The 25,262-nt window shown below is 69.0% G+C and carries 27 protein-coding genes; 14 read left to right on the top strand and 13 right to left on the bottom strand.

Features of this window, described 5'->3' with window-relative positions; all coding sequences use genetic code 11:
• Nucleotides 1-14 precede the first annotated feature (14 nt).
• Both aftC and msrB read left to right on the top strand, forming a co-directional pair.
• A complete protein-coding gene (aftC, locus tag A5747_RS02580) occupies nt 15-1,289 on the top strand; it encodes an arabinofuranan 3-O-arabinosyltransferase (protein WP_076122100.1) in 1,275 nt (424 codons plus the stop codon).
• The gene (msrB, locus tag A5747_RS02575; RefSeq protein ID WP_076122099.1) at nt 1,286-1,696 is read left to right on the top strand and encodes a peptide-methionine (R)-S-oxide reductase MsrB; all 411 of its coding nucleotides are present in this window, start codon (nt 1,286-1,288) and stop codon (nt 1,694-1,696) included. The genes aftC and msrB overlap by 4 nt, the downstream gene beginning before the upstream one ends.
• A gap of 97 nt (nt 1,697-1,793) precedes the next feature.
• Here msrB and A5747_RS02570 read toward each other — a convergent pair whose 3' ends face one another.
• Genes A5747_RS02570 through hemE form a run of 4 tightly spaced genes read right to left on the bottom strand, consistent with a single transcriptional unit; the run spans nt 1,794 to nt 5,684 of the window.
• The gene (locus A5747_RS02570; RefSeq protein WP_076122098.1) at nt 1,794-2,546 is read right to left on the bottom strand and encodes a class I SAM-dependent methyltransferase; all 753 of its coding nucleotides are present in this window, start codon (nt 2,544-2,546) and stop codon (nt 1,794-1,796) included.
• Complete coding sequence (hemQ, locus tag A5747_RS02565) at nt 2,543-3,238, bottom strand: hydrogen peroxide-dependent heme synthase (RefSeq protein ID WP_076122097.1); 696 nt, start codon at nt 3,236-3,238, stop codon at nt 2,543-2,545. Before hemQ ends, A5747_RS02570 begins: the two co-directional genes overlap by 4 nt.
• Before the next feature lie 5 nt (nt 3,239-3,243).
• Nucleotides 3,244-4,617 (bottom strand): protoporphyrinogen oxidase, encoded by a 1,374-nt coding sequence (locus tag A5747_RS02560; protein WP_076122096.1) that lies wholly within the window; start codon nt 4,615-4,617, stop codon nt 3,244-3,246.
• Nucleotides 4,614-5,684, bottom strand: coding sequence for a uroporphyrinogen decarboxylase (hemE, locus tag A5747_RS02555; protein WP_076122095.1), 1,071 nt, complete (start codon nt 5,682-5,684; stop codon nt 4,614-4,616). The genes A5747_RS02560 and hemE overlap by 4 nt, the downstream gene beginning before the upstream one ends.
• 52 nt (nt 5,685-5,736) lie before the next feature.
• Here hemE and A5747_RS02550 point away from each other — a divergent pair, with 52 nt between their 5' ends.
• The 3 genes from A5747_RS02550 (at nt 5,737) to A5747_RS02540 (ending at nt 8,509) form a co-directional block, all read left to right on the top strand.
• A complete protein-coding gene (locus A5747_RS02550; RefSeq protein ID WP_076122094.1) occupies nt 5,737-6,543 on the top strand; it encodes an enoyl-CoA hydratase/isomerase family protein in 807 nt (268 codons plus the stop codon).
• 144 nt (nt 6,544-6,687) lie between these two features.
• Nucleotides 6,688-7,224 (top strand): DUF3000 domain-containing protein, encoded by a 537-nt coding sequence (locus A5747_RS02545; RefSeq protein WP_233147926.1) that lies wholly within the window; start codon nt 6,688-6,690, stop codon nt 7,222-7,224.
• A gap of 1 nt (nt 7,225) precedes the next feature.
• Entirely contained in the window at nt 7,226-8,509 is a 1,284-nt protein-coding gene (locus A5747_RS02540; protein WP_076122093.1) for a ribonuclease D, read from the top strand.
• Nucleotides 8,510-8,598: 89 nt separating this feature from the next.
• On the opposite strand, the gene dxs is transcribed toward A5747_RS02540, so the two are convergent.
• Nucleotides 8,599-10,512, bottom strand: coding sequence for a 1-deoxy-D-xylulose-5-phosphate synthase (dxs, locus tag A5747_RS02535; RefSeq protein WP_076122092.1), 1,914 nt, complete (start codon nt 10,510-10,512; stop codon nt 8,599-8,601).
• Nucleotides 10,513-10,582: 70 nt separating this feature from the next.
• On the opposite strand from dxs, the gene A5747_RS02530 reads away from it, so the two are divergent.
• Nucleotides 10,583-11,026, top strand: a complete 444-nt coding sequence (locus A5747_RS02530) for a CBS domain-containing protein (RefSeq protein WP_076122091.1) — start codon at nt 10,583-10,585, stop codon at nt 11,024-11,026.
• A gap of 33 nt (nt 11,027-11,059) precedes the next feature.
• On the top strand, nt 11,060-12,349 hold the full coding sequence (locus tag A5747_RS02525; RefSeq protein WP_076122090.1) for an SLC13 family permease: 1,290 nt from the start codon (nt 11,060-11,062) through the stop codon (nt 12,347-12,349).
• Here A5747_RS02525 and A5747_RS02520 read toward each other — a convergent pair.
• Both A5747_RS02520 and A5747_RS02515 read right to left on the bottom strand, forming a co-directional pair.
• Nucleotides 12,346-13,635 (bottom strand): class I SAM-dependent RNA methyltransferase, encoded by a 1,290-nt coding sequence (locus A5747_RS02520; RefSeq protein WP_369804979.1) that lies wholly within the window; start codon nt 13,633-13,635, stop codon nt 12,346-12,348. The two genes, A5747_RS02525 and A5747_RS02520, sit on opposite strands and share 4 nt — an antisense overlap.
• Nucleotides 13,551-15,545, bottom strand: a complete 1,995-nt coding sequence (locus tag A5747_RS02515) for an APC family permease (RefSeq protein WP_076122088.1) — start codon at nt 15,543-15,545, stop codon at nt 13,551-13,553. Before A5747_RS02515 ends, A5747_RS02520 begins: the two co-directional genes overlap by 85 nt.
• 89 nt (nt 15,546-15,634) lie before the next feature.
• Here A5747_RS02515 and A5747_RS02510 point away from each other — a divergent pair, with 89 nt between their 5' ends.
• Both A5747_RS02510 and A5747_RS02505 read left to right on the top strand, forming a co-directional pair.
• On the top strand, nt 15,635-16,318 hold the full coding sequence (locus A5747_RS02510; RefSeq protein WP_139333307.1) for a TrkA family potassium uptake protein: 684 nt from the start codon (nt 15,635-15,637) through the stop codon (nt 16,316-16,318).
• Complete coding sequence (locus A5747_RS02505) at nt 16,315-16,989, top strand: TrkA family potassium uptake protein (protein WP_076122086.1); 675 nt, start codon at nt 16,315-16,317, stop codon at nt 16,987-16,989. The genes A5747_RS02510 and A5747_RS02505 overlap by 4 nt, the downstream gene beginning before the upstream one ends.
• On the opposite strand, the gene A5747_RS02500 is transcribed toward A5747_RS02505, so the two are convergent.
• A complete protein-coding gene (locus A5747_RS02500; RefSeq protein WP_369804976.1) occupies nt 16,986-17,666 on the bottom strand; it encodes a DUF3159 domain-containing protein in 681 nt (226 codons plus the stop codon). The genes A5747_RS02505 and A5747_RS02500 overlap by 4 nt on opposite strands.
• Nucleotides 17,663-18,031, bottom strand: a complete 369-nt coding sequence (locus A5747_RS02495; protein ID WP_076063766.1) for an OB-fold nucleic acid binding domain-containing protein — start codon at nt 18,029-18,031, stop codon at nt 17,663-17,665. The genes A5747_RS02500 and A5747_RS02495 overlap by 4 nt, the downstream gene beginning before the upstream one ends.
• A gap of 136 nt (nt 18,032-18,167) precedes the next feature.
• On the opposite strand from A5747_RS02495, the gene A5747_RS02490 reads away from it, so the two are divergent.
• The gene (locus A5747_RS02490) at nt 18,168-18,866 is read left to right on the top strand and encodes a hypothetical protein (RefSeq protein WP_076122085.1); all 699 of its coding nucleotides are present in this window, start codon (nt 18,168-18,170) and stop codon (nt 18,864-18,866) included.
• Here the strand turns inward: A5747_RS02490 and A5747_RS02485 are convergent.
• Together A5747_RS02485 and dut are read right to left on the bottom strand one after the other, a co-directional pair.
• Complete coding sequence (locus A5747_RS02485) at nt 18,863-19,597, bottom strand: DUF3710 domain-containing protein (RefSeq protein WP_076122084.1); 735 nt, start codon at nt 19,595-19,597, stop codon at nt 18,863-18,865. The genes A5747_RS02490 and A5747_RS02485 overlap by 4 nt on opposite strands.
• Nucleotides 19,594-20,058 carry a dUTP diphosphatase gene (gene dut, locus A5747_RS02480; RefSeq protein ID WP_076115815.1) on the bottom strand — a complete coding sequence of 155 codons (465 nt, stop codon included), beginning with the start codon at nt 20,056-20,058 and terminating at the stop codon, nt 19,594-19,596. The genes A5747_RS02485 and dut overlap by 4 nt, the downstream gene beginning before the upstream one ends.
• Before the next feature lie 25 nt (nt 20,059-20,083).
• Here dut and A5747_RS02475 point away from each other — a divergent pair, with 25 nt between their 5' ends.
• Entirely contained in the window at nt 20,084-20,560 is a 477-nt protein-coding gene (locus A5747_RS02475; RefSeq protein ID WP_076115814.1) for a DUF3093 domain-containing protein, read from the top strand.
• A 6-nt stretch (nt 20,561-20,566) separates the two neighbouring features.
• On the opposite strand, the gene A5747_RS02470 is transcribed toward A5747_RS02475, so the two are convergent.
• On the bottom strand, nt 20,567-20,869 hold the full coding sequence (locus tag A5747_RS02470) for a DUF4193 domain-containing protein (protein WP_003919098.1): 303 nt from the start codon (nt 20,867-20,869) through the stop codon (nt 20,567-20,569).
• 188 nt (nt 20,870-21,057) lie between these two features.
• On the opposite strand from A5747_RS02470, the gene cei reads away from it, so the two are divergent.
• Nucleotides 21,058-21,708, top strand: coding sequence for an envelope integrity protein Cei (cei, locus tag A5747_RS02465; protein WP_076122083.1), 651 nt, complete (start codon nt 21,058-21,060; stop codon nt 21,706-21,708).
• A 14-nt stretch (nt 21,709-21,722) separates the two neighbouring features.
• Here the strand turns inward: cei and A5747_RS02460 are convergent, their stop codons facing one another.
• Nucleotides 21,723-22,595 (bottom strand): inositol monophosphatase family protein, encoded by an 873-nt coding sequence (locus A5747_RS02460; RefSeq protein ID WP_076122082.1) that lies wholly within the window; start codon nt 22,593-22,595, stop codon nt 21,723-21,725.
• Nucleotides 22,596-22,674: 79 nt separating this feature from the next.
• On the opposite strand from A5747_RS02460, the gene ppgK reads away from it, so the two are divergent.
• Together ppgK and A5747_RS02450 are read left to right on the top strand one after the other, a co-directional pair.
• Nucleotides 22,675-23,484 carry a polyphosphate--glucose phosphotransferase gene (gene ppgK, locus A5747_RS02455; protein WP_076122081.1) on the top strand — a complete coding sequence of 270 codons (810 nt, stop codon included), beginning with the start codon at nt 22,675-22,677 and terminating at the stop codon, nt 23,482-23,484.
• Between the two features lie 177 nt (nt 23,485-23,661).
• Entirely contained in the window at nt 23,662-25,200 is a 1,539-nt protein-coding gene (locus A5747_RS02450; protein ID WP_076122174.1) for an RNA polymerase sigma factor, read from the top strand.
• Nucleotides 25,201-25,262 lie beyond the last annotated feature (62 nt).

The raw sequence follows: 25,262 nt of genomic DNA, 5'->3' as shown, positions 1-25,262 counted from the left end.
GTCCCCTCCCCCCGGTGTACGGTGCGCTGGTGACCGCGCTCTCCGACGCCTTTCGACCCCGCACCGGCGCACCGAGTACGGCGACGATATTGCGGTCGGCGCTGTGGCCGGTGGCCATCCTGTCGGTCCTGCATCGCAGCATCGTGGTCACCACCAACGGCAACATCACCGACGATTTCAAGCCGGTCTACCGCGCGGTGCTGAACTTCCGGCGCGGCTGGGACATCTACAACGAGCACTTCGACTACGTCGACCCGCACTACCTGTATCCCCCGGGCGGCACGCTGCTGATGGCGCCGTTCGGATACCTGCCGTTCGCGCCGTCGCGCTACCTGTTCATCCTGATCAACACCATCGCCATCCTGATCGCCTGGTACCTGTTGCTGCGGCTGTTCAAGTTCACGCTGTCCTCGGTGGCCGCCCCCGCCCTGCTGCTGGCGATGTTCTGCACCGAGACCGTGACCAACACGCTGGTGTTCACCAACATCAACGGCTGCGTGTTGCTCGCCGAGATGCTGTTCCTGCGCTGGCTGCTGGACGGCAGGGTGAGCCGACAATGGTGGGCCGGGTTGGCGATCGGCCTGACGTTGACGCTCAAACCCGTGCTGGGGCCGCTGCTGTTGCTGCCGCTGCTGAACCGGCAGTGGCGGACGCTGGTGCCGGCGTTCGCGGTCCCCGTCGTCATCAACCTGGCCGCCTGGCCGTTGGTGAGCGACCCGATGGACTTCGTCACCCGTACGGTGCCTTACATCATGGGCACCCGCGATTACTTCAACAGCTCGATCGAGGGCAACGGCGTGTACTTCGGGCTGCCCACCTGGCTGATCGTGTTCCTGCGAATCCTGTTCACGCTGATCGCGATTGGCGCCCTGTGGCTGCTCCGCTACTACCGCACCCGCGACCCGCTGTTCTGGTTCACCACGTCGACGGGCGTGCTGCTGCTGTGGTCGTTCCTGGTGCTGTCGCTGGCCCAGGGCTACTACTCGATGATGCTGTTTCCCTTCCTGATGACCGTCGTGCTGCGCAACTCGGTGATCCGCAACTGGCCGGCGTGGCTGGGGATCTATGGCTTCATGACGCTGGACCGCTGGCTGCTGTTCAACTGGATGAGATACGGGCGCGCGCTGGAATACCTGAAGATCACCTACGGCTGGTCGCTGCTGCTGATCGTGACGTTTACGGTGCTGTACTTCCGGTATTCCGACGCCAAGGCCGAGGACCGGCTGGACGGCGGGATCGATCCGGCGTGGCTGACGGCCAAGCCGGAGCGAGCTAGCGTGGATGCATGACTAGCCCGAAGCTGCAGCTGACCGAAGACGAGTGGCGCAAAAAGCTCACGCCGGAGGAGTTCCAGGTGCTCCGGCGCGCCGGTACCGAGCGGCCGTTCACCGGTGAGTACACCGACACCAAAACAGAGGGCGTTTACCAGTGCCGGGCGTGCGGGGCCGAATTGTTCCGCAGCACAGAGAAATTCGAGTCGCACTGCGGCTGGCCGTCGTTCTTCGACCCGGCCAACTCCGACGCGGTGATACTCCGCCCCGACCATTCGATGGGCACGACGCGCACCGAGGTGCTGTGCGCCAACTGCCACAGTCACCTGGGCCACGTGTTCGCCGGCGAGGGTTATCCCACGCCCACGGATCAGCGGTACTGCATCAACTCGATCTCGCTGCGCCTCGTCCCGGCGAGCGCCTAGCGCAGAGTTTTCACGCCGAGCCTGTAATTCTGCAGGCCTCTACTCGCACTTTCTCTGCAGATTTACAGCCTCGGCGAAGGCGCTAGCGAGACGGACGTCAGTCCGCGCGGGTGGCGTGGCATTCCCAGAACGGCGCGTGCACCCGCCCATTGGTCAGCCATGGCTCCATCGCCCGAAACCGCTCCAGCAGCGTCTGCGCCTGTTCGGCCATGTCGGGGTTGCGCGCGGCCATCAACTCGATGGTCTCGACGCTCATGTTGATCTGGTAGGTGGTCGGGCCCAGGTAGGTGATCTCCCAACCACCGAGCGGCAGCACGTCACGAAAGTCGCTCTCGGACAACGACCGCATCAACTTGAAGCCGTTGACGTCGTGCTCACCGAACTCGAACATGTAGAGCCGCGCGCCGGGCTTGGTGGCCCGGCGCAGCGCCTGCACGTAGGACTTCTGCAGCTCCGGATCGGTGCTGAAGGTGTGGTAGAAGGCGCAGTCGACGACGGTGTCGAACCGGCCGTCGAACCCGTCCAGCTTCGTCGCGTCGGCCAGCTCGAAGTTCACCGACACCCCGGCCTTCCGCGCGTTCTCGCGGGCCCGCTCCAGCGCGCCTTCCGATCCGTCGATCCCGGTCGCCGCGTAGCCCTTGGAGGCGTAGTAGATCGCGTGATGGCCCGGGCCGGTGCCGGGGTCGAGCACCTCGCCTTTGACCGCACCCAGCGCGACGAGCTGCTGCACCACCGGTTGCGGGCCGCCGATGTCCCACGGCGTGGCGGTGGGCAGGCCGTGCGACAGCCGTTCGTCGCGGTACATCTGCTCGAAACGGGTCGGGTCGGTGGGGTCGAATTGTGTTGTCACGGCAGCGCATTCACCAGCTGCTCGACGGGCACCCGCGGCCCGGTGAAAAACGGCGTCTCCGCGCGGGTGTGGCGTCGCGCGTCGGTGGCCCGCAGCTCGCGCATCAGGTCGACGATGCGATCCAGCTCGGGCGCCTCGAAGGCCAGGATCCATTCGTAGTCGCCGAGCGCGAACGCCGGCACCGTGTTGGCCCGGACGTCCTTGTACTCGCGAGCGGCCATGCCGTGCTCGGCGAGCATGCGGCGGCGCTCCTCGTCGGGCAGCAGGTACCACTCGTAGGACCGCACGAACGGGTACACGCAGATGTAGGCGCCCGGCTCCTCGCCGGCCAGGAACGCCGGGATGTGGCTCTTGTTGAATTCGGCGGGCCGGTGCAGCGCTACGCTGCTCCATACCGGCGAGCAGGTGCGCCCCAGGGTGGTGGTGCGCCGGAAGTCGGCGTAGGTCGCCTGCAGCGCTTCGACGCGCTCGGCGTGCGTCCAGATCATGAAATCGGCGTCGGCCCGCAGGCCCGACACGTCGTAGAGGCCGCGGACCACGACGCCGCGCTCTTCCTGCAGCTTGAAAAACGTCGACGCGTCATCGATCACGGCGTCGCGCTGCTCGCCGAGCTCGCCGGGACGCACCGAGAACACCGAGAACATCAGGTAGCGAAGCTGCGAATTCAGCTCGTCATAGTCAAGCTTGGCCATGAAACCTATCGTGCCACTTCCGCATCCGCGGCCTCGACGGCCCTGATGACGCGCTCGGCAGCGCGGCCCGCCGCCCCGACGCACGCCGGCACGCCGATCCCGTCGAGGTAGCCGCCGGCGACGGCGAGCGTTGGCGGCAGCCCGGCGCGCACCTCGGCGACCACGTCGGCATGGCCCGGGCCGTACTGCGGCATCGCATCGATCCAGCGCCGCACCAGCGCATCGACCGGCTCGACGTCCAGGCCGAACACCGCGGCCAGGTCGCTGACCGCCCAGGACAGCAGCTGCTCGTCGGAGGCGCTGGAGGCCAGGTTGTCGCCGTAGCGCCCGAACGACAGCCGCAGGAACTGCGTGTCGCCCGCGATCCCCCACTTGCGCGACGACAGTGTGAGCGCCTTGGCGTGCAGGCGCTCGCCGCTGGCGACCAGCACGCCGGAGCACTCGGGAAGCGGCGTGCTGCCCGGCACCGCCAGCGCCACCACCGCCGACGACGCGCTGCCGATCCGGCTCGCGGCGGCGCCGCTGCGTGGGGCGATCTCGGCCAGCAGCCGCGCCACCCGCGGCGCCGGAACCGCGAGGATCACGGCGTCGGCGTGCCAAGAAGCGCCGGTGTCGTCGAGCAGTGCCCAGCCGCGCCCGGCCCGTTCGAGCCGGTCCACCGCGGCGCGGACCCACCTCGGCCGGCCGCGCCGCACGAGCTCGTCGATCAGCACCCCAAAGCCGCCGTCGAGCGCGCCGAAAACGGGTGCGTCGCTGGCCGGCGGCAACCCCTGGGCGACCGCGTCGGCCAGGCTGGTCGCACCACGGTCCAGCGCCGCCGCCACGGTGGGCGCGGCCGCGCGCAGCCCGATCGTCGCCGCCGAGCCCGCGTACACGCCACCCAACAGCGGGTCCACCGAGCGGGCCACGGTCTGTTCGCCGAACCGGTCGCCAACGAATTCCGCCACCGCGGGGTCGCCGCCGGGGCGCCAATCCAAGGTGCGGCCGGGTTCGGCATCTATGCGCGCGATGGTCGCGTCGTCGACCAATCCGGCCAGCGACGACCCCGACGACGGAATCCCCACGACCGTGGCCGTCGGCAGCGGGTGCAGCTCGTGGCCGCTGTAGATCAACGGCCGGGCGCCGGTGGTGGTCAGCTGGCGCCCCGACAGCCCCAGTTCGGCCAGCAGCGCTGGCATCTCGGGCCGGCGCCGCACGAACGCCTCGGCCCCCAGGTCCATCGGCCGCCCGGCCACCAGCTCGGTGCGCAGCACCCCGCCGAGATTCTCGGCCGGATCGAACAGCGTGATCGCAGCGTCGTCGCCGGCCCCCGCGCGCAGCCGGTAGGCCGCGGTCAGTCCCGAAATTCCGCCGCCCACAACACAATACGAGCGCGTCATAGCGAGTGGACCAGCGCCACCAGCTCGGTCAGCACGCCGGGGTCGGTCTCCGGCAGTACCCCGTGGCCGAGGTTGAACACATGGCCCGCGGCGCCGGCGTCGACGGCGCGGCGCCCGTCATCGACGACGGCGCGTGCGGCGCGTTCGGTCACCGGCCAGCCGGCCAGCAGCACCACCGGATCGAGGTTGCCCTGCAGCGCGGTGCCGGGTTCGACGCGGGTGGCGGCGTCGGCGAGCGCCGTTCGCCAATCCACCCCTACCGCGCAAGCACCGGCCGCCGACATCGCGCCCAGCAACTCGGCCGTGCCGACCCCGAAGTGCGTCATCGGCACGCCGCACTCGGACAGGGTGGCGAACACCCGGGAGCTGTGCGGCAGCACGTATTGGCGGTAGTCGGCCAGCGACAGGGTGCCCGCCCACGAGTCGAACACCTGGATGGCGTCGACGCCGGCGCCGATCTGGCCGCGCAGGAACGCAACGGTGAGATCGGTCAGCTTCGACATCAACGCGTGCCAGCTCGCGGGTTCGGCCAGCATCATCGCCTTGGTGCGGGGGTGGTTGCGGCTCGGGCCACCCTCGACCAGATAGGACGCCAACGTGAACGGCGCGCCGGCGAAGCCGATCAGCGGAACGTCGCCCAGCGCGTCAACCAGAAGCGAAACGGCATCATAGACCGGCTGGATCGCTTGTGGGTCAAGGGGTTTCACGGCGTCGATGTCGGCGTCGGTGCGCACCGGGTGTGCGATCACCGGGCCGACGTCGGTGACGATGTCCAGATCGACACCCGCGGCACGCAGCGGCACCACGATGTCGGAGAACAGGATCGCCGCGTCGACGCCGTAACGGCGTATCGGCTGCAGGGTGATCTCGCAGGCCACCTCGGGCTCGAAACAGGCCGCCAGCATGCTGTGTCGCTCCCGCAGCGCCCGGTATTCGGGCAGCGAGCGGCCGGCCTGCCGCATGAACCACACCGGCACCCGGTTGGGTTTGCGTCCGGTGACGGCGGCCAGGTACGGCGACTCGGGAAGCTCGCGACGAGTGCGAGCGGGGTTGTCGGGGTCCTTCATTGGCCTCAATGCTGCCACGAGGCCCGGCATTCGCTTGCGTAACATCAACCCGATGCCAGTCAACTACGGGGAGTTCCCCAGCCTTCGGTGCGAAACCGGCGAGAACGGCGTGCTGACGCTGGTTCTCGACGCCCCCGGGCTGAATTCGGTCGGGCCGCAGATGCACCGCGACCTCGCCGACATCTGGCCGGTGATCGACCGCGATCCCGACGTGCGCGTCGTGCTGGTGCGCGGTGAGGGCAAGGCGTTCTCGTCGGGCGGCAGCTTCGACCTGATCGAAGAAACCATGGGCGAATTCGAGGGCCGGATCCGCATCATGCGGGAGGCCCGCGATCTGGTGCTCAACATGGTCAACTTCGACAAGCCGGTGGTCTCCGCGATCCGCGGCCCGGCCGTCGGCGCCGGCCTGGTGGTGGCGTTGCTCGCCGACATCTCGGTGGCGGGCCGGACCGCGAAAATCATCGACGGGCACACCAAACTCGGGGTGGCGGCCGGCGACCACGCCGCGATCTGCTGGCCGCTGCTGGTCGGCATGGCCAAGGCCAAGTACTACCTGCTCACCTGCGAGACGTTGCTGGGCGAGGAGGCCGAGCGCATCGGCCTGGTCTCCACGTGCGTCGACGACGACGACGTCCTGCCGACGGCGACCCGCCTCGCCGAGAACCTGGCGCAGGGCGCCCAACACGCGATTCGCTGGACCAAACGCAGCCTCAACCACTGGTACCGGATGTTCGCTCCCACCTTCGAAACGTCGCTTGGCCTGGAATTTCTCAGTTTCAGCGGCCCCGACGTGCGCGAAGGCCTCGCCGCGCATCGCGAGAAGCGTCCGGCGCGATTTTCCGGCGGAAGTGCGGGCTGAGCAGGCGCGATGCGGGCTGGTAACGGGTTGGTCGCGACGCGCGCGGGAATCGGCGCGCCTGTTTCGGCGTGTCGAGGGGTAGGTCTACCGTCAAACGCTGTGACCTCTGCTGAACCGGCCCCATTCCGCGAGGCGGTGGCGGCGATGAACGCCGTGACCGCGCGGGCGGAGATCGAGCTGGGCCCCATTCGGCCGCCGCAGCGCCTGGCGCCCTACAGCTACGCGCTGGGGGCCGAGGTCAAGCACCCCGACGTCGAGGTTGTGCCCGAGCGCTCGGAGGGCGACGCCTTCGGCCGGCTGATCCTGTTGTACGACCCGGACGGCGCCGACGCCTGGGACGGCACCATCCGCCTGGTCGCCTACATCCAGGCCGACCTGGACCCCAGCGAGGCCGTCGATCCGCTGCTGCCGGAGGTGGCGTGGAGCTGGCTGGTCGATGCGCTGGAGTCCCACACCGACAACGTCACCGCCCTCGGCGGCACCGTCACCGCCACCACGTCGGTCCGCTACGGCGACATCTCCGGACCGCCCCGCGCCCACCAGCTGGAGCTGCGGGCATCCTGGACGGCGACCGACCCGGGGGTCGGAGTCCACGTCGAGGCGTTCTGCGACGTGCTGGAGCACGCCGCGGGCCTACCACCGACCGGAGTCACCGACTTGGGCTCCCGGTCACGCGCCTGACATGGGCGAACCCGCGGCCGATGCGCCCGGCGGCACCGAACCCAGCCCCACGCCGCTCCTGCACCCCACCGACGGAATTCCCGACCTGTCCGTCACCGTCGCCGAGATCAAGGCGGCCGCGCGGCGCCTGGAGGCGGGCCGCGGGCCGTTCGCCGTCGACGCCGAGCGCGCGTCGGGTTTCCGCTACTCCAACCGGGCCTACCTGATTCAGGTCCGGCGCGCCGGGGCCGGCACCGTGCTCATCGACCCGGTCAGCCACGGCGCGGACCCGGTGACCGCGCTGCGCCCCGTCGCCGAGGTGCTCGCAACCGACGAGTGGATCCTGCACGCCGCCGATCAGGATCTGCCGTGCCTGGCCGAGGTCGGCATGCGTCCGCCGGCGCTGTACGACACCGAGCTGGCCGGGCGGCTGGCCGGGTTCGAGCGGGTGAACCTGGCGACGATGGTCCAGCGGTTGCTGGGCCTGGGGCTGGCCAAGGGACACGGCGCGGCCGACTGGTCCAAGCGACCACTGCCCGCCGAATGGCTGAACTACGCCGCGCTCGACGTGGAACTGCTCATCGAACTGCGCGCATCGATTGCCGACGTCCTGGCCAAAGAAGGCAAAACCGATTGGGCCGCACAGGAATTCGACTACCTGCGCAGCGAAGGCCTCAGGGAGACGCCGGCGTCGCGGCGCGACCGCTGGCGGCGCACGTCGGGGATCCATCGGGTGCGTGACCCACGCGGCCTGGCCGCGGTTCGCGAACTGTGGACCACCCGCGACCGCATCGCGGCGCGCCGCGACATCGCGCCCCGGCGCATCCTGCCGGACTCGGCCATCATCGACGCCGCCCTCGCCGATCCGAAGACGGTCGACGACCTGGTGGCCCTGCCCGTGTTCGGCGGGCGCAACCAGCGGCGCAGCGCCGCGACGTGGCTGGCGGCGCTGGAGGCGGCCCGGGAAAACCGGAACCCCGCCGACGACATCGAGCCACCGAACGGGCCGCCGCCGCCGGCGCGCTGGAGCCGACGCAAACCGGAGGCCGCCGCCCGGCGGGAGGCGGCCCGGGCGGCACTGTCGGCGGTCTCCGAGCGCGTCCACGTTCCCACCGAGAACCTGATCTCACCCGACCTGGTGCGACGGCTGTGCTGGGACTGGCAGGACATCCAGCAGGGCGCGGCCGACCCGCTCGACGCCGTCGACGGGTTCCTGTGCGCCGGCCACGCCCGGACCTGGCAGCGCGAGCTCGTGGACCCCGTGCTGGCGGAGGCGCTGCGGCCGCCGGCGGATCCCGATGACTAGAGGCGCACCGACGCCGAATGTGAAACCACTGCGAAAAATCGAGCTCAAAATCGCATTGGCTTCACGTTCGGCGAAAGGCGCCGCGACGATTAGTCGAGGTGCTCGCGGATCTCGGCTTCGGTCAGCGAACTGCCCAGCGCGGCAACCCAACCGGTGATGCGGCGGGCCACGTCCTGGTCGGTCAGCCCCAGATCGGCCAGCACCTCGCCCCGCGAGGCGTGCTCGTAGAACTCCTGCGGCAATCCGACGTCGCGGCACGGGACGTCGATGTCAGCCCGGCGCAGCGCGGCCGAAACCGCCGAACCCACACCGCCGTTGACGCCGTTGTCCTCGCACGTGACGACCAGCTTGTGCTGCGCAGCCAGGTCGAGGACACCGTCGGACACGGGCAGCACCCAACGCGGGTCGATCACCGTGACGCCGATCCCCTGGTTGTGTAGCCGCTTGGCCACCTCCAGCGCCATCGGCGCGAATGCGCCGACGGCCACCAACAACACATCGTGGTTCGACCCGGCGGTCGGCACGGCGAGCACGTCGATGCCCGATCGGCGCTCCAGCGCCGGAATGTCTTCGCCCACATCGCCTTTGGGGAACCGGATCGCCGTGGGCCCGTCGTCGACGTCGAGCGCCTCACCGAGTTCCTCACGCAACCGGGTGGCATCGCGGGGTGCCGCCACCCGCATGCCGGGAACGATGCCCAGCATCGACAAGTCCCACATGCCGTTGTGGCTGGCGCCGTCCGAACCGGTGATCCCGGCCCGGTCCAGCACCATGGTGACCGGCAGCTTGTGCAGCGCCACGTCCATCATGATCTGGTCGAAGGCCCGGTTCAGGAACGTCGAATAAATCGCGACCACCGGGTGCATGCCGCCCATCGCGAGCCCGGCCGCCGACGTCATCGCGTGTTGCTCGGCGATGCCGACGTCGAACAAGCGATCCGGGAAGCGTTGCCCGAATGCGGTCAGCCCGGTGGGGCCGGGCATCGCCGCGGTGATCGCCACGATGTCGCGCCGCTGCTTGGCGTACTCGATCAGCGTGTCGGCGAAGACCTTGGTCCAGCCCGGGCCGGCGACCTTGGTGACCTGCCCGGTGGCCGGATCGATCGGCACGGTCGAATGCATCTGCTCGGCCTCGTCGGCTTCGGCCGGGGCGTACCCCATGCCCTTGCGGGTCACGACGTGCACAATCACCGGGCCCCCGAAGCCGCGGGCATGGCGCAGCGCCGCCTCCACCGCGCGCTCGTCGTGGCCGTCGACCGGGCCGACGTACTTCAGGCCCAGGTCGGTGAACAGCAGCTGCGGCGACAGCGAGTCCTTGATGCCGGCCTTGACGCTGTGCATGAAGCGGTAGGCGATCTTGCCGAAAAGCGGCATCGAGCGCACCACGTCGCGGCCCTTTTCCAGCATCTGTTCATACGCCGGCTGCAGCCGCAGCGAGGCCAGGTGGTCGGCGACACCGCCAATGGTGGGCGCGTAGCTGCGGCCATTGTCGTTGACCACGATGATCACCGGACGCCGTGTCGCGGCGATGTTGTTCAGCGCCTCCCAGCACATGCCGCCGGTGAGTGCGCCGTCCCCGACCACCGCGACCACGTGCCGGTTGCGGTGCCCGGTCAGCTCGAACGCCTTGGCCAGGCCGTCGGCATAGGACAACGCGGCGCTGGCGTGGCTGGACTCCACCCAGTCGTGTTCGCTCTCGGCGCGCGACGGATACCCCGACAGCCCGCCCTTCTTGCGCAGGGTTTCGAAGTCATGGCAGCGGCCGGTCAGCATCTTGTGGACGTAGGCCTGGTGGCCGGTGTCGAAGATGATCGGGTCGTGTGGCGAGTCGAACACCCGGTGCAGGGCCAGGGTCAGCTCGACGACGCCGAGGTTCGGCCCCAAGTGCCCCCCGGTGGCAGCGACCTTGTGGATCAGGAACTCGCGAATCTCGCCGGCCAGATCGCGGAGCTGCTGTTGGGAAAGGTGCTGCAGATCAGCGGGCCCGCGGATCTGTTCCAGCATCCCGTTAGTCTACGCAGCGGCCGCGGGATCACTAGTTCTCGCCGCGGCGCCCCGACGTATTGTCTGCACTATGCGTGCCGCGGAACTCGCCGAGGATTTCCCGGTCGTCACCGTCGACTCCGGCGCGCTGGACGCCGCCCGCCTGCTCGCCGAGCACCGCCTGCCCGGAATCGTCGTGACCGACGCCGCCGGAAAACCCTTCGCGGTGCTGCCGGCGTCCCAAGTGGTGCGGTTCATCGTGCCCCGCTACGTGCAGGACGACCCGTCGCTGGCCGGCGTGCTCAACGAATCCATGGCCGACCGCGCCGCGGACAAGTTGGGCGGCAAGAAGGTGCGCGACGTCCTGCCGGACCACCTGACCGACGTGCCTTTCGCGGATGCCGACGACACGATCATCGAAGTCGCCGCGATGATGGCGCGGCTGCGCAGCCCGCTGATCGCGGTGGTCAAAGACGGAACGTTGTTCGGCGTGATCACCGCATCGCGCTTGCTGGCGGCGGCGCTCGGACACTGATATCCCCAAAGCCTTGAGCACACAGGACAATCGATGAGCGCCGTCGCGGTCGTCGTGTTCGTCGTCGCCTACGCACTGATCGCCGGCGACCGATTCAACAAGACGCTGGTGGCGCTGGCCGGGGCGGCGGTCATGCTGCTGCTGCCGGTGATCCACTCCGACGACGTGTTCTACTCCCGCGACACCGGAATCGACTGGGACGTCATCTTTCTGCTGCTGGGCATGATGATCATCGTCAGCGTGCTGCGGCAGACCGGCGTCTTCGAATACACCGCGATCGTGGCCGCCAAGCGCGCCCGCGGCTCACCGCTGCGCATCATGATCCTGCTGGTGCTGGTGACCGCGTTCGCGTCGGCACTGCTGGACAACGTCACCACGGTATTGCTGATCGCCCCCGTCACGCTGCTGGTGTGCGACCGGCTGGAGATCGGTCCGGCACCGTTTTTGATGGCCGAGGCGTTTGCGTCGAACATCGGCGGCACCGCCACGTTGATCGGCGACCCGCCCAGCATCATCATCGCCAGCCGGGCGGGCTTGACCTTCAACGACTTTCTGATCCACCTGACGCCGATCGTGATCATCATCGTCGGCGTCTTCGTCGCGCTGTTACCGCGGCTGTTCCCGGGGGCTTTCGACGTCGACCCCGAACGGGTCGCCGACGTCATGTCCCTGGAGGAGCGCGAAGCCATCCGCGATCCGCGGCTGCTCATCAAATGCGGGGTGGTCCTGGCGGCGGTGCTGGCCGGGTTCGTCGCGCATTCGGCGATACACCTGGAGCCGTCGCTGGTCGCGCTGTTGGGCGCCGGCGTCCTCATCGTGATTTCCGGACTGGACCATTCGGACTACCTGTCCGGCGTGGAATGGGACACGTTGCTGTTCTTCGCCGGCCTGTTCGTGATGGTCGGCGCCCTGGTGAAGACCGGCGTGGTCAAGGACCTGGCCCGGCTGGCCACCGACGCGACCGGTGGGCACGCCCTGTTGACGACGATGTTCATCCTCGTGCTGTCGCTGGTACTCAGCGGCATCATCAACAACGTTCCCTATGCCGCGACGATGGCACCCGTTGTCGGACAGCTCGTTTCATCGATGGTGGGCCACGTGCACCCGCAGGTGCTGTGGTGGGCCCTCACGCTCGGCACCGACCTCGGCGGCAACCTCACCGCGGTCGGCGCCAGCGCAAACGTCGTCATCCTCGGGATTGCGAAACGGGCGGACAGCCCCATTTCGTTTTGGGAATTCACCCGCAAGGGCGCGATCGTCACCGTGGTCTCCGCGGCGCTGTCCGCGCTGTACTTGTGGTTGCGGTATTTCGTGTTGAGCTAGCCGCGCGTCAGCAGCGCCACGCATTCGCTGTGATGGGTCAGCGGGAACGCGTCGAACACGGTGATCTTCTCGACGCGGTAACCGTGGCCCAGGTACAGCCCGATGTCGCGCGCGAAAGACGCTGCTTCACAACCGATGTGCACCACCCGGGGCACCCCGGCGGCGGCCAGCAGGTCGATGACCTCGCGCCCGGCGCCCGACCGCGGCGGATCCAGCACCGCGACGTCGGCTGTTGAGGCGCCGGATCGTTGCCCGGTCAGCGCGCGCCGCACCGAATCGGTGACGACGTCGACCTGGGGCAGGTCGCCCAGCGCGGCCCGGGCGGCCCGGGTCCCGGCGCGCGAGGTGTCGACCGTCAGCACCCGACCGGACTCCCCCACCGCGTCGGCCAGCGCCGCGGCGAAGACGCCCGCGCCGCCGTAGAGATCCCATACCGTCATGCCAGCGGCGGGTTGCGCCCAGTCGGCGACCAGACCGCTGTAGACCGCCGCCGCGTCTCGGTGCGCCTGCCAGAACGCCGTGACCGGAACCCGCCAGCTCCGCGCGCCCACCCGCTGCAGCGCCTCGTAACTGCCCTGCACCACGTTGGTCGCGGTCCGCTTGCCCTGCCGCAACGTGCACACCACGTGTCGCTCGCCGTCGTCGTCGACGGCCACGTGCAGCTGGGCGCCGGGCGGCCAGTCGGGCTCACTCAGGCCGTCCAGCATCCCGGCGGACAGCTGCGCGCAGCGCAGGTCGGTCACCAGCTCGTCGCTGTGGTAGCGGTGGAAGCCGGGGCGAAAGTCGGCGCCCACCTCGAGCCGGACCCGGGTGCGCCAACCGGTGGGGCCGCGCTCCGAGAGCGGTTGGGCTGCACCGCTCCAGCTGTATCCGCCGAGGCGCTGGAGTTGATTGGCCACGACGTGCGCCTTGAGCGCGCGGGCCGCCTCCGGGCGGGCGAACGCCAGATCGCAGCAACCGGCGCCGTCCACCCCGGCGATCGGGCACAGGGACTCGACCCGGTCGGCCGACGGCTCGATCACCTCGACAACCTCTGCGTGCCAATACGATCCGCGATCCGCGGTGACGCGCACCCGCACCCGCTCGCCGGGCAGCGCGTAGCGGACGAAGACGACCCGGCCTTCGTGGTGCGCCACGCAGCTGCCGCCGTTGGCGGGCGCTCCGGTGTCCAGCGTGAGTTCGCGGCGCTGGCCTTCGGTGCTCAATCGAAGATTCCGCGACGGGCGTCGCCGGGCGCCGCATGCGGTTGAAACGCCTTGAGCCGCTCGGACGAAGTCAGTTGCCAGGGAACGGAAGTGACCATCACGTTGGGCATGAACAGCAGCCGGCCCTTGAGCCGCAGCGCGCTCTGGTTGTGCAGCACCTGCTCCCACCAGTGGCCCACCACATACTCGGGGATGAACACGGTGACCACCGTGCGCGGCGACTCCTTGCTGACCCGTTTGACGTAATCGAGTACGGGACGGGTGATTTCGCGATAGGGAGAGGCGATGACCTTCAGCGGCACGCTGATTTCGCTGTCCTCCCACTTGTGCACCAGGTCACGGGTCTCCGCGTCATCGACGCTGACCGTGAGGGCCTCGAGCACATCCGGGCGGGTTGCGCGCGCGTAGGCCAGCGCGCGCAGGGTGGGCAGGTGCAACTTCGACACCAGCACCAGCGCATGGTTGCGGCTGGGCAACACCACGTCGTGTTGGGCGGCCGCCTGCTCCTCCAATTCCCGGCCGACGGTGTGGTAGTGGCGGTGAATCATCTTCATGATGATGAACAGCAGGCTCATCGCGAACAGCGCGATCCACGCCCCCGCGACGAACTTCGTGACAAGGACAACCAACAACACGGCGCCGGTGGACAGCAATCCGACCGTGTTGACGATCCGCGAACGCACCATCTTGCGCCGCACGCGCGGATCGGTCTCGGTGCGCAGCAACCGGGTCCAGTGCCGGACCATGCCGATCTGGCTCAGCGTGAACGAAATGAACACGCCGACGATGTACAGCTGGATCAGCGCGGTGACCTCGCCCCGGAACGCGATGATCGCCAAGAGGGCCGCCCCGGACAGGAACAGGATTCCGTTGGAGAACGCCAATCTGTCTCCGCGGGTGTGCAATTGGCGCGGCAGGTAGCTGTGCTGCGCCAGGATCGATCCGAGCACGGGGAACCCGTTGAACGCGGTGTTGGCCGCCAGCACCAGGATCAGCGCGGTCACCGTGGCGATCAGCAGGAACCCGATGTGAAAGCTGCCAAACACAGTTTCGGCCAGCTGTGTGACCAACGTCTTCTGGTAGTAGTTCGGCGGGGCGCCGGTCAGCTGCCTTGCCGGATCCTCGACGAGCTTGACCCCGATCTGCTGGGCCAACACGATGATGCCCATTAGCAGGGTCACCGCGATCCCACCGAGCATCAGCAGCGTGGTCGCCGCGTTGCGCGACTTGGGTTTCTGAAACGCCGGCACCCCGTTGCTGATCGCCTCGACACCGGTCAGCGCCGCGCAGCCCGAGGAGAACGACCGCGCCACCAGGAACGCCAAAGCGAGGCCGACGATCTGGCCGTGTTCGGCGTGCATCTGGAAGCCGGCGGACTCGGCCCGCAGCGGGTTGCCCAGCACGAAGATCCGGAACAAACCCCAGCCGATCATGACGAGGACGCCGATGATGAACGCGTAGGTCGGAATTGCGAACGCCAGCCCGGACTCGCGGACCCCGCGCAGGTTCAGGGCCATCACCAGCAGGATGGCGGCCACGCAGAAGAGCACCTTGTGTTGGGCCACGATCGGGATCGCCGAGCCGATGTTCGACATCGCCGATGCGGTCGAAACGGCCACGGTGAGAACGTAATCCACCATCAGGGCGCTGGCCACCACGAGGCCGGCGGTGTCGCCGAGGTTGGTGGTGACCACCTCGTAGTCGCCGCCGCCCGACGGATAGGCATGGACGTTCTGCCGGTAGCTGGCCACCACGACCAACATGACCGCGGCCACCGCGAGGCCGATCCACGGCGTCAGCGCGTAGGCGGTCACGCCAGCCACCGAGAGCATCAGGAAGACTTCCTCGGGTGCGTACGCCACCGAGGACAGGGCGTCGGAGGCGAACACCGGCAAGGCGATCCGCTTGGGCAGTAGCGTGTGACTCAGCCGGTCGCTGCGAAACGGCCGGCCGATCAGCAACCGGCGCGCGGCTGTTGAAAGTTTGGACACGAGAGCCAAGGGTAGGCCCACCCCGGTTTGCCGGTAGCGTTCCCTAGGCGAGAAGTAACGCACGCAGAACCCAGCCGAGAGGACCTCAAGTGCGGGTGGTTGTGATGGGCTGCGGCCGGGTGGGCTCTTCACTGGCCGACGGCCTGTCCCGGATCGGGCACGACGTCGCGGTCATCGACCGCGACAGCGCCGCCTTCAACCGGCTGAGCCCGGAGTTCGCCGGTGAGCGCGTGCTGGGCCAGGGATTCGACCGGGATGTGCTGCTGAGGGCCGGCATCGAGAAGGCCGACGCCTTCGCCGCGGTGTCATCCGGGGACAACTCCAACATCATCTCGGCCCGGCTGGCCCGCGAGACCTTCGGTGTCAACCGGGTCGTCGCCCGGATCTACGACGCCAAGCGCGCCGAGGTCTACGAGCGCCTCGGCATCCCGACGATCGCCACCGTGCCGTGGACCACCGATCGGCTGCTCAACGCGCTGACCCGGGAGAGCGAGACCGCCAAATGGCGCGATCCGACCGGCACGGTCGTCGTCTCGGAGGTGGTCTTGCACGAGGACTGGGTGGGGCACCGGGCCACCGATCTGGAGCAGGCCACCGGCGCGCGGGTCGCTTTCCTGATCCGGTTCGGCACCGGTGTGTTGCCGGAGCCCAAGACCATCATCCAGGCCGGCGATCAGGTCTACATCACCGCGATATCCGGCCGCGCGGCCGAGGCGGTGGCCATCGCCGCGTTGCCGCCGGCTGAGGATCTCGAGGCGGGAGCGGGCCGATGAAGGTAGTCGTCGCCGGCGCGGGCGCCGTGGGCCGCTCGGTCACCCGCGAGCTGATCGGCAACGGGCACGACGTGACGCTGATCGAGCGCAACCCCGAACACGTCGACGTCGACGCCATCCCCGCCGCGCACTGGCGGCTGGGCGACGCCTGCGAGCTGAGCCTGCTGGAATCGGCGCACCTGGAGGATTTCGACGTGGTGGTCGCCGCGACCGGCGACGACAAGGTCAACGTGGTGCTCAGCCTGCTGGCCAAGACCGAGTTCGCGGTGCCGCGGGTGGTCGCGCGGGTCAACGATCCCCGCAACGAATGGCTGTTCACCGACGCCTGGGGCGTGGACGTGGCGGTGTCCACCCCGCGGATGCTGGCGTCGCTGATCGAGGAGGCCGTCGCCGTCGGCGATCTGGTGCGGCTGATGGAGTTCCGCAAGGGTCAGGCCAACCTGGTCGAGATCACCCTGCCCGACGACACACCGTGGGGCGGCAAGCCGGTGCGCCGCTTGCAGCTGCCACGGGATGCCGCGCTGGTGACGATCCTGCGCGGGCCGCGGGTCATCGTGCCGGAGGCCGACGAGCCGCTGGAGGGCGGCGACGAGCTGCTCTTCGTCGCGGTCACCGAGGTCGAGGAAGACCTGCGCAAGCTGCTGCTGCCCGCCGCCCCGCCCGCCGACTAGTCGAGGCCGGTGTCCGCCTCCACCGAAGCGGCGGGGTCGCCCGGTTTACCCGCCGCGGAGATCGCACGCTGGGCGGCCTTGACGGCCGCGTAGGTGAGCAGCCCGGCGAGGATGGTCAGCGGCCAGCCCATCCCGATCCGCGCCACGCCCAGCCAACCGGTCCGACCGGCGTCGTAGAGCTGCTGCTGAACCACGTACCGCGCGGCGAATACGAGCATCCAGCCGAGCGTGGCGATGTCGAACGCATACACGGCCCGGGCAACGCCGCGCCAGCCGTGGTCGCGGCCACTGGCCCAGGTCCACAGGTACCCGACCACCGGGCGGCGGATCAGGATGGACACCGCGAACACCACCGCCCAGAACAGCGATCCCCAAATGCCCAGCAGGAAGTACCCTTTCGACTCCCCCATCAGGTAGGCGACAAGGGCGCAGAACGCGACGCCGAAGAATCCGGAGAACGCCGGATTCGGCGACTCGCGCCGGATCAGCCGCCACAGCAAGACCAGCGTGGCCACGCCCAGCGCGGACCCGATCGCGGGCAGCAGGCCGAACAACGACGAAGCCGTAACGAAAGTCACAACCGGCAGCGACGAGTAGATGACACCACTCACCCCGCCCGCCTGTGCCAACAGCCGTTCCAGTGTGGTGCGATTGCCGGTCTCGCCGGGAATGCTCACCGCTGAATTTCGTAGTGCGGGTTGTAGATCGCCTTGGTGCCGTTCTCCAGCTTGCCCAGCCGGCCCCGCACCCGCAGCGTGCGGCCCGAGTCGATGCCGGGGATCCGGCGTTGTCCCAACCACACCAGCGTGACCGTGTCGGTGCCGTCGAACAGTTCGGCGCGGACTCCGCCCGCGCAGGCCTTACCGTTGCATTCCACGCTGCGCAGCGTGCCCACCATCGTGACTTCCTGGCCGCGCTCGCAATCGATCACGCGCTGCGCGCCGGTGCTGGCCACCTCGTCGGACAACTCCTCGGAGTCGAGTTGTTCCGGGTCCTCCGTCAATCGACGGGTGAGCCGGCGTAGATATCCCTGGGCCCCCATGGCCACTCCTGACAATGCTGTAAAAGCTTCGGCGCTTCCTCTATGCCAACGGACACCGTAGACCTCTTGGTTCCCCCGCGCCAACCGAACCCAAACCGGATTTTGGGCGCTCGTCGGCGCCGGGCACTATCGAGGGGTGGCTGTCGATCTGCGCGGTGTCACGACGGTGTTGTTGCCGGGTACCGGATCCGACGACGACTACGTCTACCGGGCGTTTTCCGGGCCGTTGCGGAAGGTCGGCGCGTTGTTGGTGACCCCGGCGCCGCGCCCGGACCGGTTGATCGACGGCTATCTGTCCGCACTTGACGACGCCGCCCGCGACGGCCCGATCGCCGTCGGCGGCGTGTCGATCGGTGCCGCCGTGACGGCGGCGTGGGCGCTCGCGCATCCCGATCGCACGGTCGCCGTCCTGGCCGCGCTGCCGGCCTGGGCCGGCGCCCCGGGATCCGCCCCGGCGGCTCTCGCGGCGCGGCATTCGGCGGCGCAGCTGCGTGCCGACGGGTTGGCGGCGACGACCACGCAGATGCGGGCCTCCAGCCCGGCCTGGCTGGCCGACGAGCTGGCCCGCTCGTGGCGGGCCCAGTGGCCGCAACTGCCCGACGCGATGGAGGAAGCCGCGGCTTACGTCGCGCCCAGCTGCGCGGAGCTGGCCGGGCTGGCCGCGCCGCTGGGGGTCGCCGCGGCGGTCGACGATCCCATTCACCCGCTGCAGGTGGGTGTCGACTGGGCCCGCGCCGCGCCGCGCGCGGCGCTGCGGACGGTGACGCTCGATCAGATCGGCGAGGACGCCGCGGCGCTGGGCGCGGCCTGCCTGGCCGCCTTGGGAGACCTCTAGCCGCCGGTGGTGGTGCGCAACTGCTGCATGGCCGAGCCCTCGGCGCTGCGGCGCGCGGCGGGCTCGCCGGGCGGCTGCGGGGCGTCGGTTTGTTCCGCGGACTGCTGGGCCGCCGCCGCCCGCAGCTGCTCGACCATCGGCTCGGGCAGCTGCACCGGCAGCGGCGTCCGCACCGGCAGGGGCGTGTCGCCGCGGCGAACCACGGTGTCCGCCAACGCCGCCCGCGCCTCCTGCTCCAGCGCTTCGATGGTCTCGGGCGCCCCGTTGACGACGCAGCGGATCATCCAGCGGTAGCCGTCGACGCCGATGAAGCGCACCACACCGGAGGCGACGCCGACCACTTCCCGGCCCCACGGGCCGTCCTTGATGCTGACTTGGGCCGAGTCCTTGCGCAGCGAGTCGGCGAGCTCGCCGGCCACCTCACGCCACAGCCCGCCCGTCTTGGGCGCCGCGTAGGCGGCGATGGTGAAGCGGCCGTTGGACGTGACGACCCATACCGCGCTCGGGACACCGGTCTCGGTCAACTCGACTTGGAGCTGGCCGCCGTCGGGGATCGGGATGAGCACCGAGCCCAGGTCGAGTCGGGCCAGCTCGGCGACCGCGGGGTCGTCGAAGTCCTCGATGTCGAACGGGCCCTCGATCTCTTCGTCGGTGTCGTCCGACGCCTCGACGTCCTCGGCCGCCGCCGGTTCGATGTCGTCCTTGTCGGAGCGTCTACCCAGTGCCATCACAAACTCGCATGTCCGCCGGAGGACCCGTGGCCGCCGTCGCCACGGGATGTTCCGGCCAGCCCGGCCTCGTCGAACGACGAGACCTCCACCAAATCGACTAACTCGACCCGTTGCACCAGCAACTGGGCGATACGGTCGCCGCGATGCACCAGGATGGGCTCGGCCGGGTCGAGGTTGATCAACGCAACCTTGATCTCGCCGCGATAGCCCGCGTCGATGGTGCCCGGGCTGTTGACGATCGAAAGCCCTACGCGCGCAGCCAATCCCGAGCGCGGATGAACCAGCCCGACCATCCCGTGCGGAATCGCGACCGCGACCCCGGTTCGCACCAGGGCCCGGTGCCCGGGCTCCAGCCTGACGTCCTCGGCGCTGTAGAGATCGACGCCGGCATCGCCGTCGTGGGCGCGGCTGGGCAGCGGGAGCTCGGGATCGAGACGGACAACAGCCAGAGTGGTCGACACGGGGCCACAGATTACCCTTGACCGCGTGTCTGGTACGCGCGTCGCGCCACACAGCGTGCGATATCGCGAACGGCTGTGGGTTCCATGGTGGTGGTGGCCACTGGGTTTCGGCCTGGCGGGGCTCATCGCTTTCGAAGTCAACCTCGGTGTTCGCTCACTACCCGCGTGGCTTCCTTTCGTCGCCCTGTTCGCGGTGGCCGCCGCGGCGCTGTTGTGGCTGGGCCGCGTCGAGATCAAAGTCACCGCCGGCGCCGACGGGGTCGAAATGTGGGCGGGCGACGCGCATCTGCCGGTCACCGTGATCGCCCGCTCCGCGGAGATAGCGCGCTCGGCGAAATCGGCGGCGCTGGGGCGCCAGCTCGATCCGGCGGCCTACGTGGTGCACCGGGCGTGGGTTGGTCCGCTGATCCTCCTGGTCCTCGATGACCCAGACGACCCGACGCCGTACTGGCTGGTGAGCTGCCGTCACCCGGAGCGGGTGCTGTCGGCATTGCGAAGCTGACCTGGCTCAGGCCGCGCAGTCGGTACAGATCATCACGCCGTTCTTCTCGCTGGCGAGCCGGCTGCGGTGTTGCACCAGAAAGCAGCTAGAGCAGGTGAACTCGTCGGCCTGCTTCGGAATAACGCGTACCGAGAGCTCTTCACCGGAGAGGTCGGCGCCAGGCAGTTCGAAAGACTCGGCGGATTCGGATTCGTCCACGTCGACGACGGCCGAGGCCGCTTCGTTCCGTCGTGCTTTGAGCTCCTCCAGCGAATCCTCCGAGACGTCGTCCGTCTCGGTGCGCCGTGGAGCGTCATAGTCGGTAGGCATCGTCCTGTCCCCTCTATGCCCGCGTTCCCGCGTTACCCAAGGAACGCTTTGTACCAGCGTCGAACGCATCCACCAAATGATTCGTGCCCGGATCACGGCCCATTAAGTTGTGATTTACGTCACACCCCTGGATTGACCCTTGTGTTCGCCTCTAAACAGTGCGTTTGGGGTGCCGCTAGAGTGCACCTGTGGTCGCACAAATCACCGAGGGTACCGCCTTTGACAAGCACGGTCGGCCCTTTCGGCGACGCAATCCCCGCCCCGCGATCGTGGTGCTGATTTTCCTGGTTGTGGTGACGGGCGTGGCGTGGACCATCGCCCTGACCCGGCCCGCCAAGGTGCACGAGGTGGCGGTGTGCAATCCGCCTCCGCAGAAGCAGGGATCCGCGACGCCGCAGCTCGGTGAGCAGATGTCGCGATCCGCCATGGCGGACGTCACACCCGCCAAGCTCACCGACACCAAGGTCCGCGTCCTCAACGCCAGCGGCCGGGGCGGGCAGGCCGCCGACGTGGCCGGCGCGCTGAAGGACCTGGGCTTCGCCGCGCCGACGGCCGCCAACGACCCGATCTACGCGGGCACCCGGCTGACCTGCCCGGGCCAGATACGGTTCGGGACGGCCGGGCAGGCCGCCGCGGCCGCGGTGTGGCTGGTGGCGCCGTGCACCGAACTGTTCAACGACAACCGCGCCGACGAAACCGTCGACCTCGCCGTGGGCACCGACTTCTCCGGGCTCGCGCACAACGACGACATCGACACCGTGCTCGCCGGCCTCCGCCCGGGTGCCCCCGATGCGTCGGATCCCGCGCTGCTGCAAAAGATTCACGCCAGCAGCTGCTGAATTCGCCGGCGCGATCAGTCCGGGATCGGTTCGAGGCCGTTGAACCGCTCGAGCGCCGCCAGCAGCTCGTCGGCGATGCCGGGGGCGGCCGCGACCACCAATCCGGTGCCGCCGACGGATCCGTTGGGCGCCGGCAGCAGCACCCGGGCCCCCGCTTCGGCGGCGATCAGGGCGCCCGCGGCGGAGTCCCACGCCTGCAGCCCGTGCTCGTAGAACGCGTCCAACCGGCCGGCCGCGACCATGCACAAATCCAGTGCGGCGGAACCGATCCGGCGCACGTCGCGGACCACCGGCAACATCCGCGCCAACAGCGCCGCCTGGGTGGCGCGGCGCCGCCTCGAATATCCGAAACCGGTGCCCAGCAACGCCATCGACAAGTCGTCGACGGTGCTGCATCGCAACGCGTGCGTCCCGCGCCCGTCGGTGACGTGGGCGCCGAGGCCGTTCGCCGCCGAGTACACCCGGCCGGCGACGACGTCCGCCACGGCCCCCGCCACCGACACACCGTCGACCTGAACCGCGACCGACACCGCATAGGCCGGGATGCCGTAGACGAAATTCACCGTCCCGTCGATGGGGTCCAGCACCCAGGTGACCGTGTCGGCTGTGGGCGCCGAGCCGGTCGGCCCGCCGCCTTCCTCCCCGAGAATCGGCTCCCCAGGCCGTAATTGGGCCAACCGGTCGCGCAACAGCCGTTCTGTCTCGGTGTCGACCACCGTGACCGGATCGGTCGGGGTGCTCTTCGAGCGCACCGCACCGCTGTCGGGGGCGCCGGCCGCGGCACCGAAGACCTCGGCGCGACGAGCGCGCACGAACTCGGCGGCCTCGGCGGCCAGCGTCTCGGCGACGGAACGCAGCGGCTTGGGGTCACCGTCATACCGCGTCACCCACCTATCGCATCACAGTCGCCCCGGCCGCGGCGGGGCTAAGGTGAGCTCACAGCGCAAGTCTCGCCGAGGAGATTCGATGACCAGCACCGACTCGACCACGGACACGCCCGCCACCGACGGGGCCGGCGGCACCCCGCAACGTCGCGGATTCGGGATCGACGTCGGCGGCAGCGGAATCAAGGGCGGAATCGTCGACATGGACACCGGACAGCTGATCGGCGACCGGTTCAAGCTGTTGACCCCCCAACCGGCCACGCCCCCGGCCGTCGCCAAGACCATCGCGGCGGTCGTCCACGAGTTCGGCTGGACCGGCCCGCTCGGGGTGACCTACCCCGGCGTCGTCACCCACGGCATCGTCCACACGGCGGCCAACGTGGACAAGTCGTGGATCGGGACCAACGCGCGCGACATCATCGCCGCCGAGCTCAACGGCCAGGAGGTCACGGTTCTCAACGACGCCGACGCGGCCGGCCTCGCCGAAGAGCGGTATGGGGCGGGCAAAGACAACTCCGGCTTGGTGGTGTTGCTGACGTTCGGAACCGGAATCGGATCGGCGGTCATCCACAACGGGACGCTGATACCCAACACCGAGTTCGGCCACCTCGAGGTCGGCGGCAAGGAGGCCGAGCAACGGGCGGCGTCGTCGGTCAAGGAGCGCAACGACTGGAGCTACGAGAAGTGGGCCAAGCAGGTGACCAGGGTGCTGGTCGCCATCGAGAACGCGATGTGGCCCGACCTGTTCATCGCGGGCGGCGGCATCAGCCGCAAGGCGGATAAATGGCTGCCGCTGCTGACAAACCGCACCCCGGTGGTGGCCGCTGCCCTGCTCAACACGGCCGGCATCGTCGGCGCAGCGATGGCGTCCACCTCGGACGTGACGCACTGAATTTCGCCCGGTGGGCCGGTACAAGCGCGCACTGTCGTTACAATGGTCACCGGCGACCGCCCGACCGATAGCGTGCCAGTACTCACGCCGAGATCAACGCCGACATTCGACATAGCAGACACTTTCGGTCCACCATGCCCAGACCCACCGGAAGTGAGCCCAACCGAAGGGGTGTACGTGGCAGCGACCAAGACCAGCACGGCGACCGAAGCGCCGGCGAAACGCACCGCCACCAAGTCCCCCGCCAAGCGCTCGGCGGCAAAGGCCGCCAATGGCTCCGCGCCGGCAAAGCGCGCCACTCAGGCGACGGCTAAGACGGCATCGCGGAGCACCAAGTCCGCCGCGGCCACCGAGCCCGCGGCGGCGACCGGCGCCGCGAAGAAGACCCGCGCGGCCGCCAAGAGCGCGCCGGCCAAAGCGCCGTCGGGCCGCGGGACCAAGGCGTCCTCCAAGAAAGCCGCCGCGGAGGATCCGGAAGCCGATCTGGAAGCCGTCGACTCCGACGCCGCCGAAGACTTCGACGGCGAACCCGACATCGAGCCCGGCGAGGACATCGAGATCGACGCCGCCGACCTCAACCTCGACGACCTGGAGGAAGACGTCGCGCCGGACGCCGACCTGGAGCCGGCCGCGGAAGGCGACGCCGTGCCCGCCGCGGCCGCCGGCGAGCCCGCCGCCGAAGAGGACGAGGAGATCGCCGAGCCCAGCGAAAAGGACAAGGCCTCCGGTGATTTCGTCTGGGACGAAGACGAATCCGAGGCGTTGCGGCAGGCCCGCAAGGACGCCGAACTCACCGCCTCTGCGGACTCGGTTCGCGCGTACCTGAAGCAGATCGGCAAGGTGGCGCTGCTCAATGCGGAGGAAGAGGTGGAGCTGGCCAAGCGGATCGAGGCCGGCCTGTACGCCACGCAGCTGATGACCGAGCTGGCCGAGCGCGGCGATAAACTGCCCGCCGCCCAGCGCCGCGACATGATGTGGATCTGCCGCGACGGCGACCGCGCGAAGAACCATCTGCTGGAAGCCAATCTGCGGCTGGTGGTTTCACTGGCCAAGCGCTACACGGGCCGCGGCATGGCGTTCCTCGACCTGATCCAGGAAGGGAACCTGGGCCTGATCCGCGCGGTCGAGAAGTTCGACTACACCAAGGGCTACAAGTTCTCCACCTACGCGACATGGTGGATCCGCCAGGCCATCACCCGCGCGATGGCCGATCAGGCCCGCACCATCCGCATCCCGGTGCACATGGTCGAGGTGATCAACAAGCTGGGCCGCATCCAGCGCGAGCTGCTGCAGGACCTGGGCCGCGAGCCCACGCCCGAAGAGCTCGCCAAGGAAATGGACATCACGCCCGAAAAGGTGCTGGAGATCCAGCAATACGCGCGCGAGCCGATTTCGCTGGACCAGACCATCGGCGACGAGGGCGACAGCCAGCTTGGTGACTTCATCGAAGACAGCGAAGCCGTGGTGGCAGTCGACGCGGTGTCGTTCACGCTGCTGCAAGACCAGCTGCAGTCGGTACTGGAAACCCTGTCGGAGCGCGAGGCCGGCGTAGTACGGCTGCGCTTCGGCCTCACCGACGGCCAGCCGCGGACCCTCGACGAGATCGGGCAGGTATACGGCGTGACCCGGGAGCGCATCCGCCAGATCGAGTCCAAGACGATGTCAAAGTTGCGCCACCCCAGCCGTTCTCAGGTGTTGCGCGACTACCTCGACTGAGCAGATAACGCTTCTACACCTCTGAGCAGCCCTTTTACAGCTCAGTCAAGAAAACCGCCAAC

The organism is Mycobacterium sp. IS-836 (assembly GCF_001954275.1).
In the GTDB taxonomy this organism is placed as follows: domain Bacteria; phylum Actinomycetota; class Actinomycetes; order Mycobacteriales; family Mycobacteriaceae; genus Mycobacterium.
Note: the sequence above shows the minus strand (reverse complement) of the source record. Positions and strands in the feature narration are given on the sequence as shown.

What these genes read in the sequence shown, in the direction of transcription:
- msrB (WP_076122099.1), top strand. Translation starts at nt 1,286, where the DNA reads ATGACTAGCCCGAAGCTGCAGCTGACCGAAGACGAGTGGCGCAAAAAG.
- hemQ (WP_076122097.1), bottom strand. Translation starts at nt 3,238, where the DNA reads ATGGCCAAGCTTGACTATGACGAGCTGAATTCGCAGCTTCGCTACCTG.
- A5747_RS02560 (WP_076122096.1), bottom strand. Translation starts at nt 4,617, where the DNA reads ATGACGCGCTCGTATTGTGTTGTGGGCGGCGGAATTTCGGGACTGACC.
- hemE (WP_076122095.1), bottom strand. Translation starts at nt 5,684, where the DNA reads ATGAAGGACCCCGACAACCCCGCTCGCACTCGTCGCGAGCTTCCCGAG.
- A5747_RS02550 (WP_076122094.1), top strand. Translation starts at nt 5,737, where the DNA reads ATGCCAGTCAACTACGGGGAGTTCCCCAGCCTTCGGTGCGAAACCGGC.
- A5747_RS02545 (WP_233147926.1), top strand. Translation starts at nt 6,688, where the DNA reads ATGAACGCCGTGACCGCGCGGGCGGAGATCGAGCTGGGCCCCATTCGG.
- A5747_RS02540 (WP_076122093.1), top strand. Translation starts at nt 7,226, where the DNA reads ATGGGCGAACCCGCGGCCGATGCGCCCGGCGGCACCGAACCCAGCCCC.
- dxs (WP_076122092.1), bottom strand. Translation starts at nt 10,512, where the DNA reads ATGCTGGAACAGATCCGCGGGCCCGCTGATCTGCAGCACCTTTCCCAA.
- A5747_RS02530 (WP_076122091.1), top strand. Translation starts at nt 10,583, where the DNA reads ATGCGTGCCGCGGAACTCGCCGAGGATTTCCCGGTCGTCACCGTCGAC.
- A5747_RS02525 (WP_076122090.1), top strand. Translation starts at nt 11,060, where the DNA reads ATGAGCGCCGTCGCGGTCGTCGTGTTCGTCGTCGCCTACGCACTGATC.
- A5747_RS02505 (WP_076122086.1), top strand. Translation starts at nt 16,315, where the DNA reads ATGAAGGTAGTCGTCGCCGGCGCGGGCGCCGTGGGCCGCTCGGTCACC.
- A5747_RS02495 (WP_076063766.1), bottom strand. Translation starts at nt 18,031, where the DNA reads ATGGGGGCCCAGGGATATCTACGCCGGCTCACCCGTCGATTGACGGAG.
- A5747_RS02470 (WP_003919098.1), bottom strand. Translation starts at nt 20,869, where the DNA reads ATGCCTACCGACTATGACGCTCCACGGCGCACCGAGACGGACGACGTC.
- ppgK (WP_076122081.1), top strand. Translation starts at nt 22,675, where the DNA reads ATGACCAGCACCGACTCGACCACGGACACGCCCGCCACCGACGGGGCC.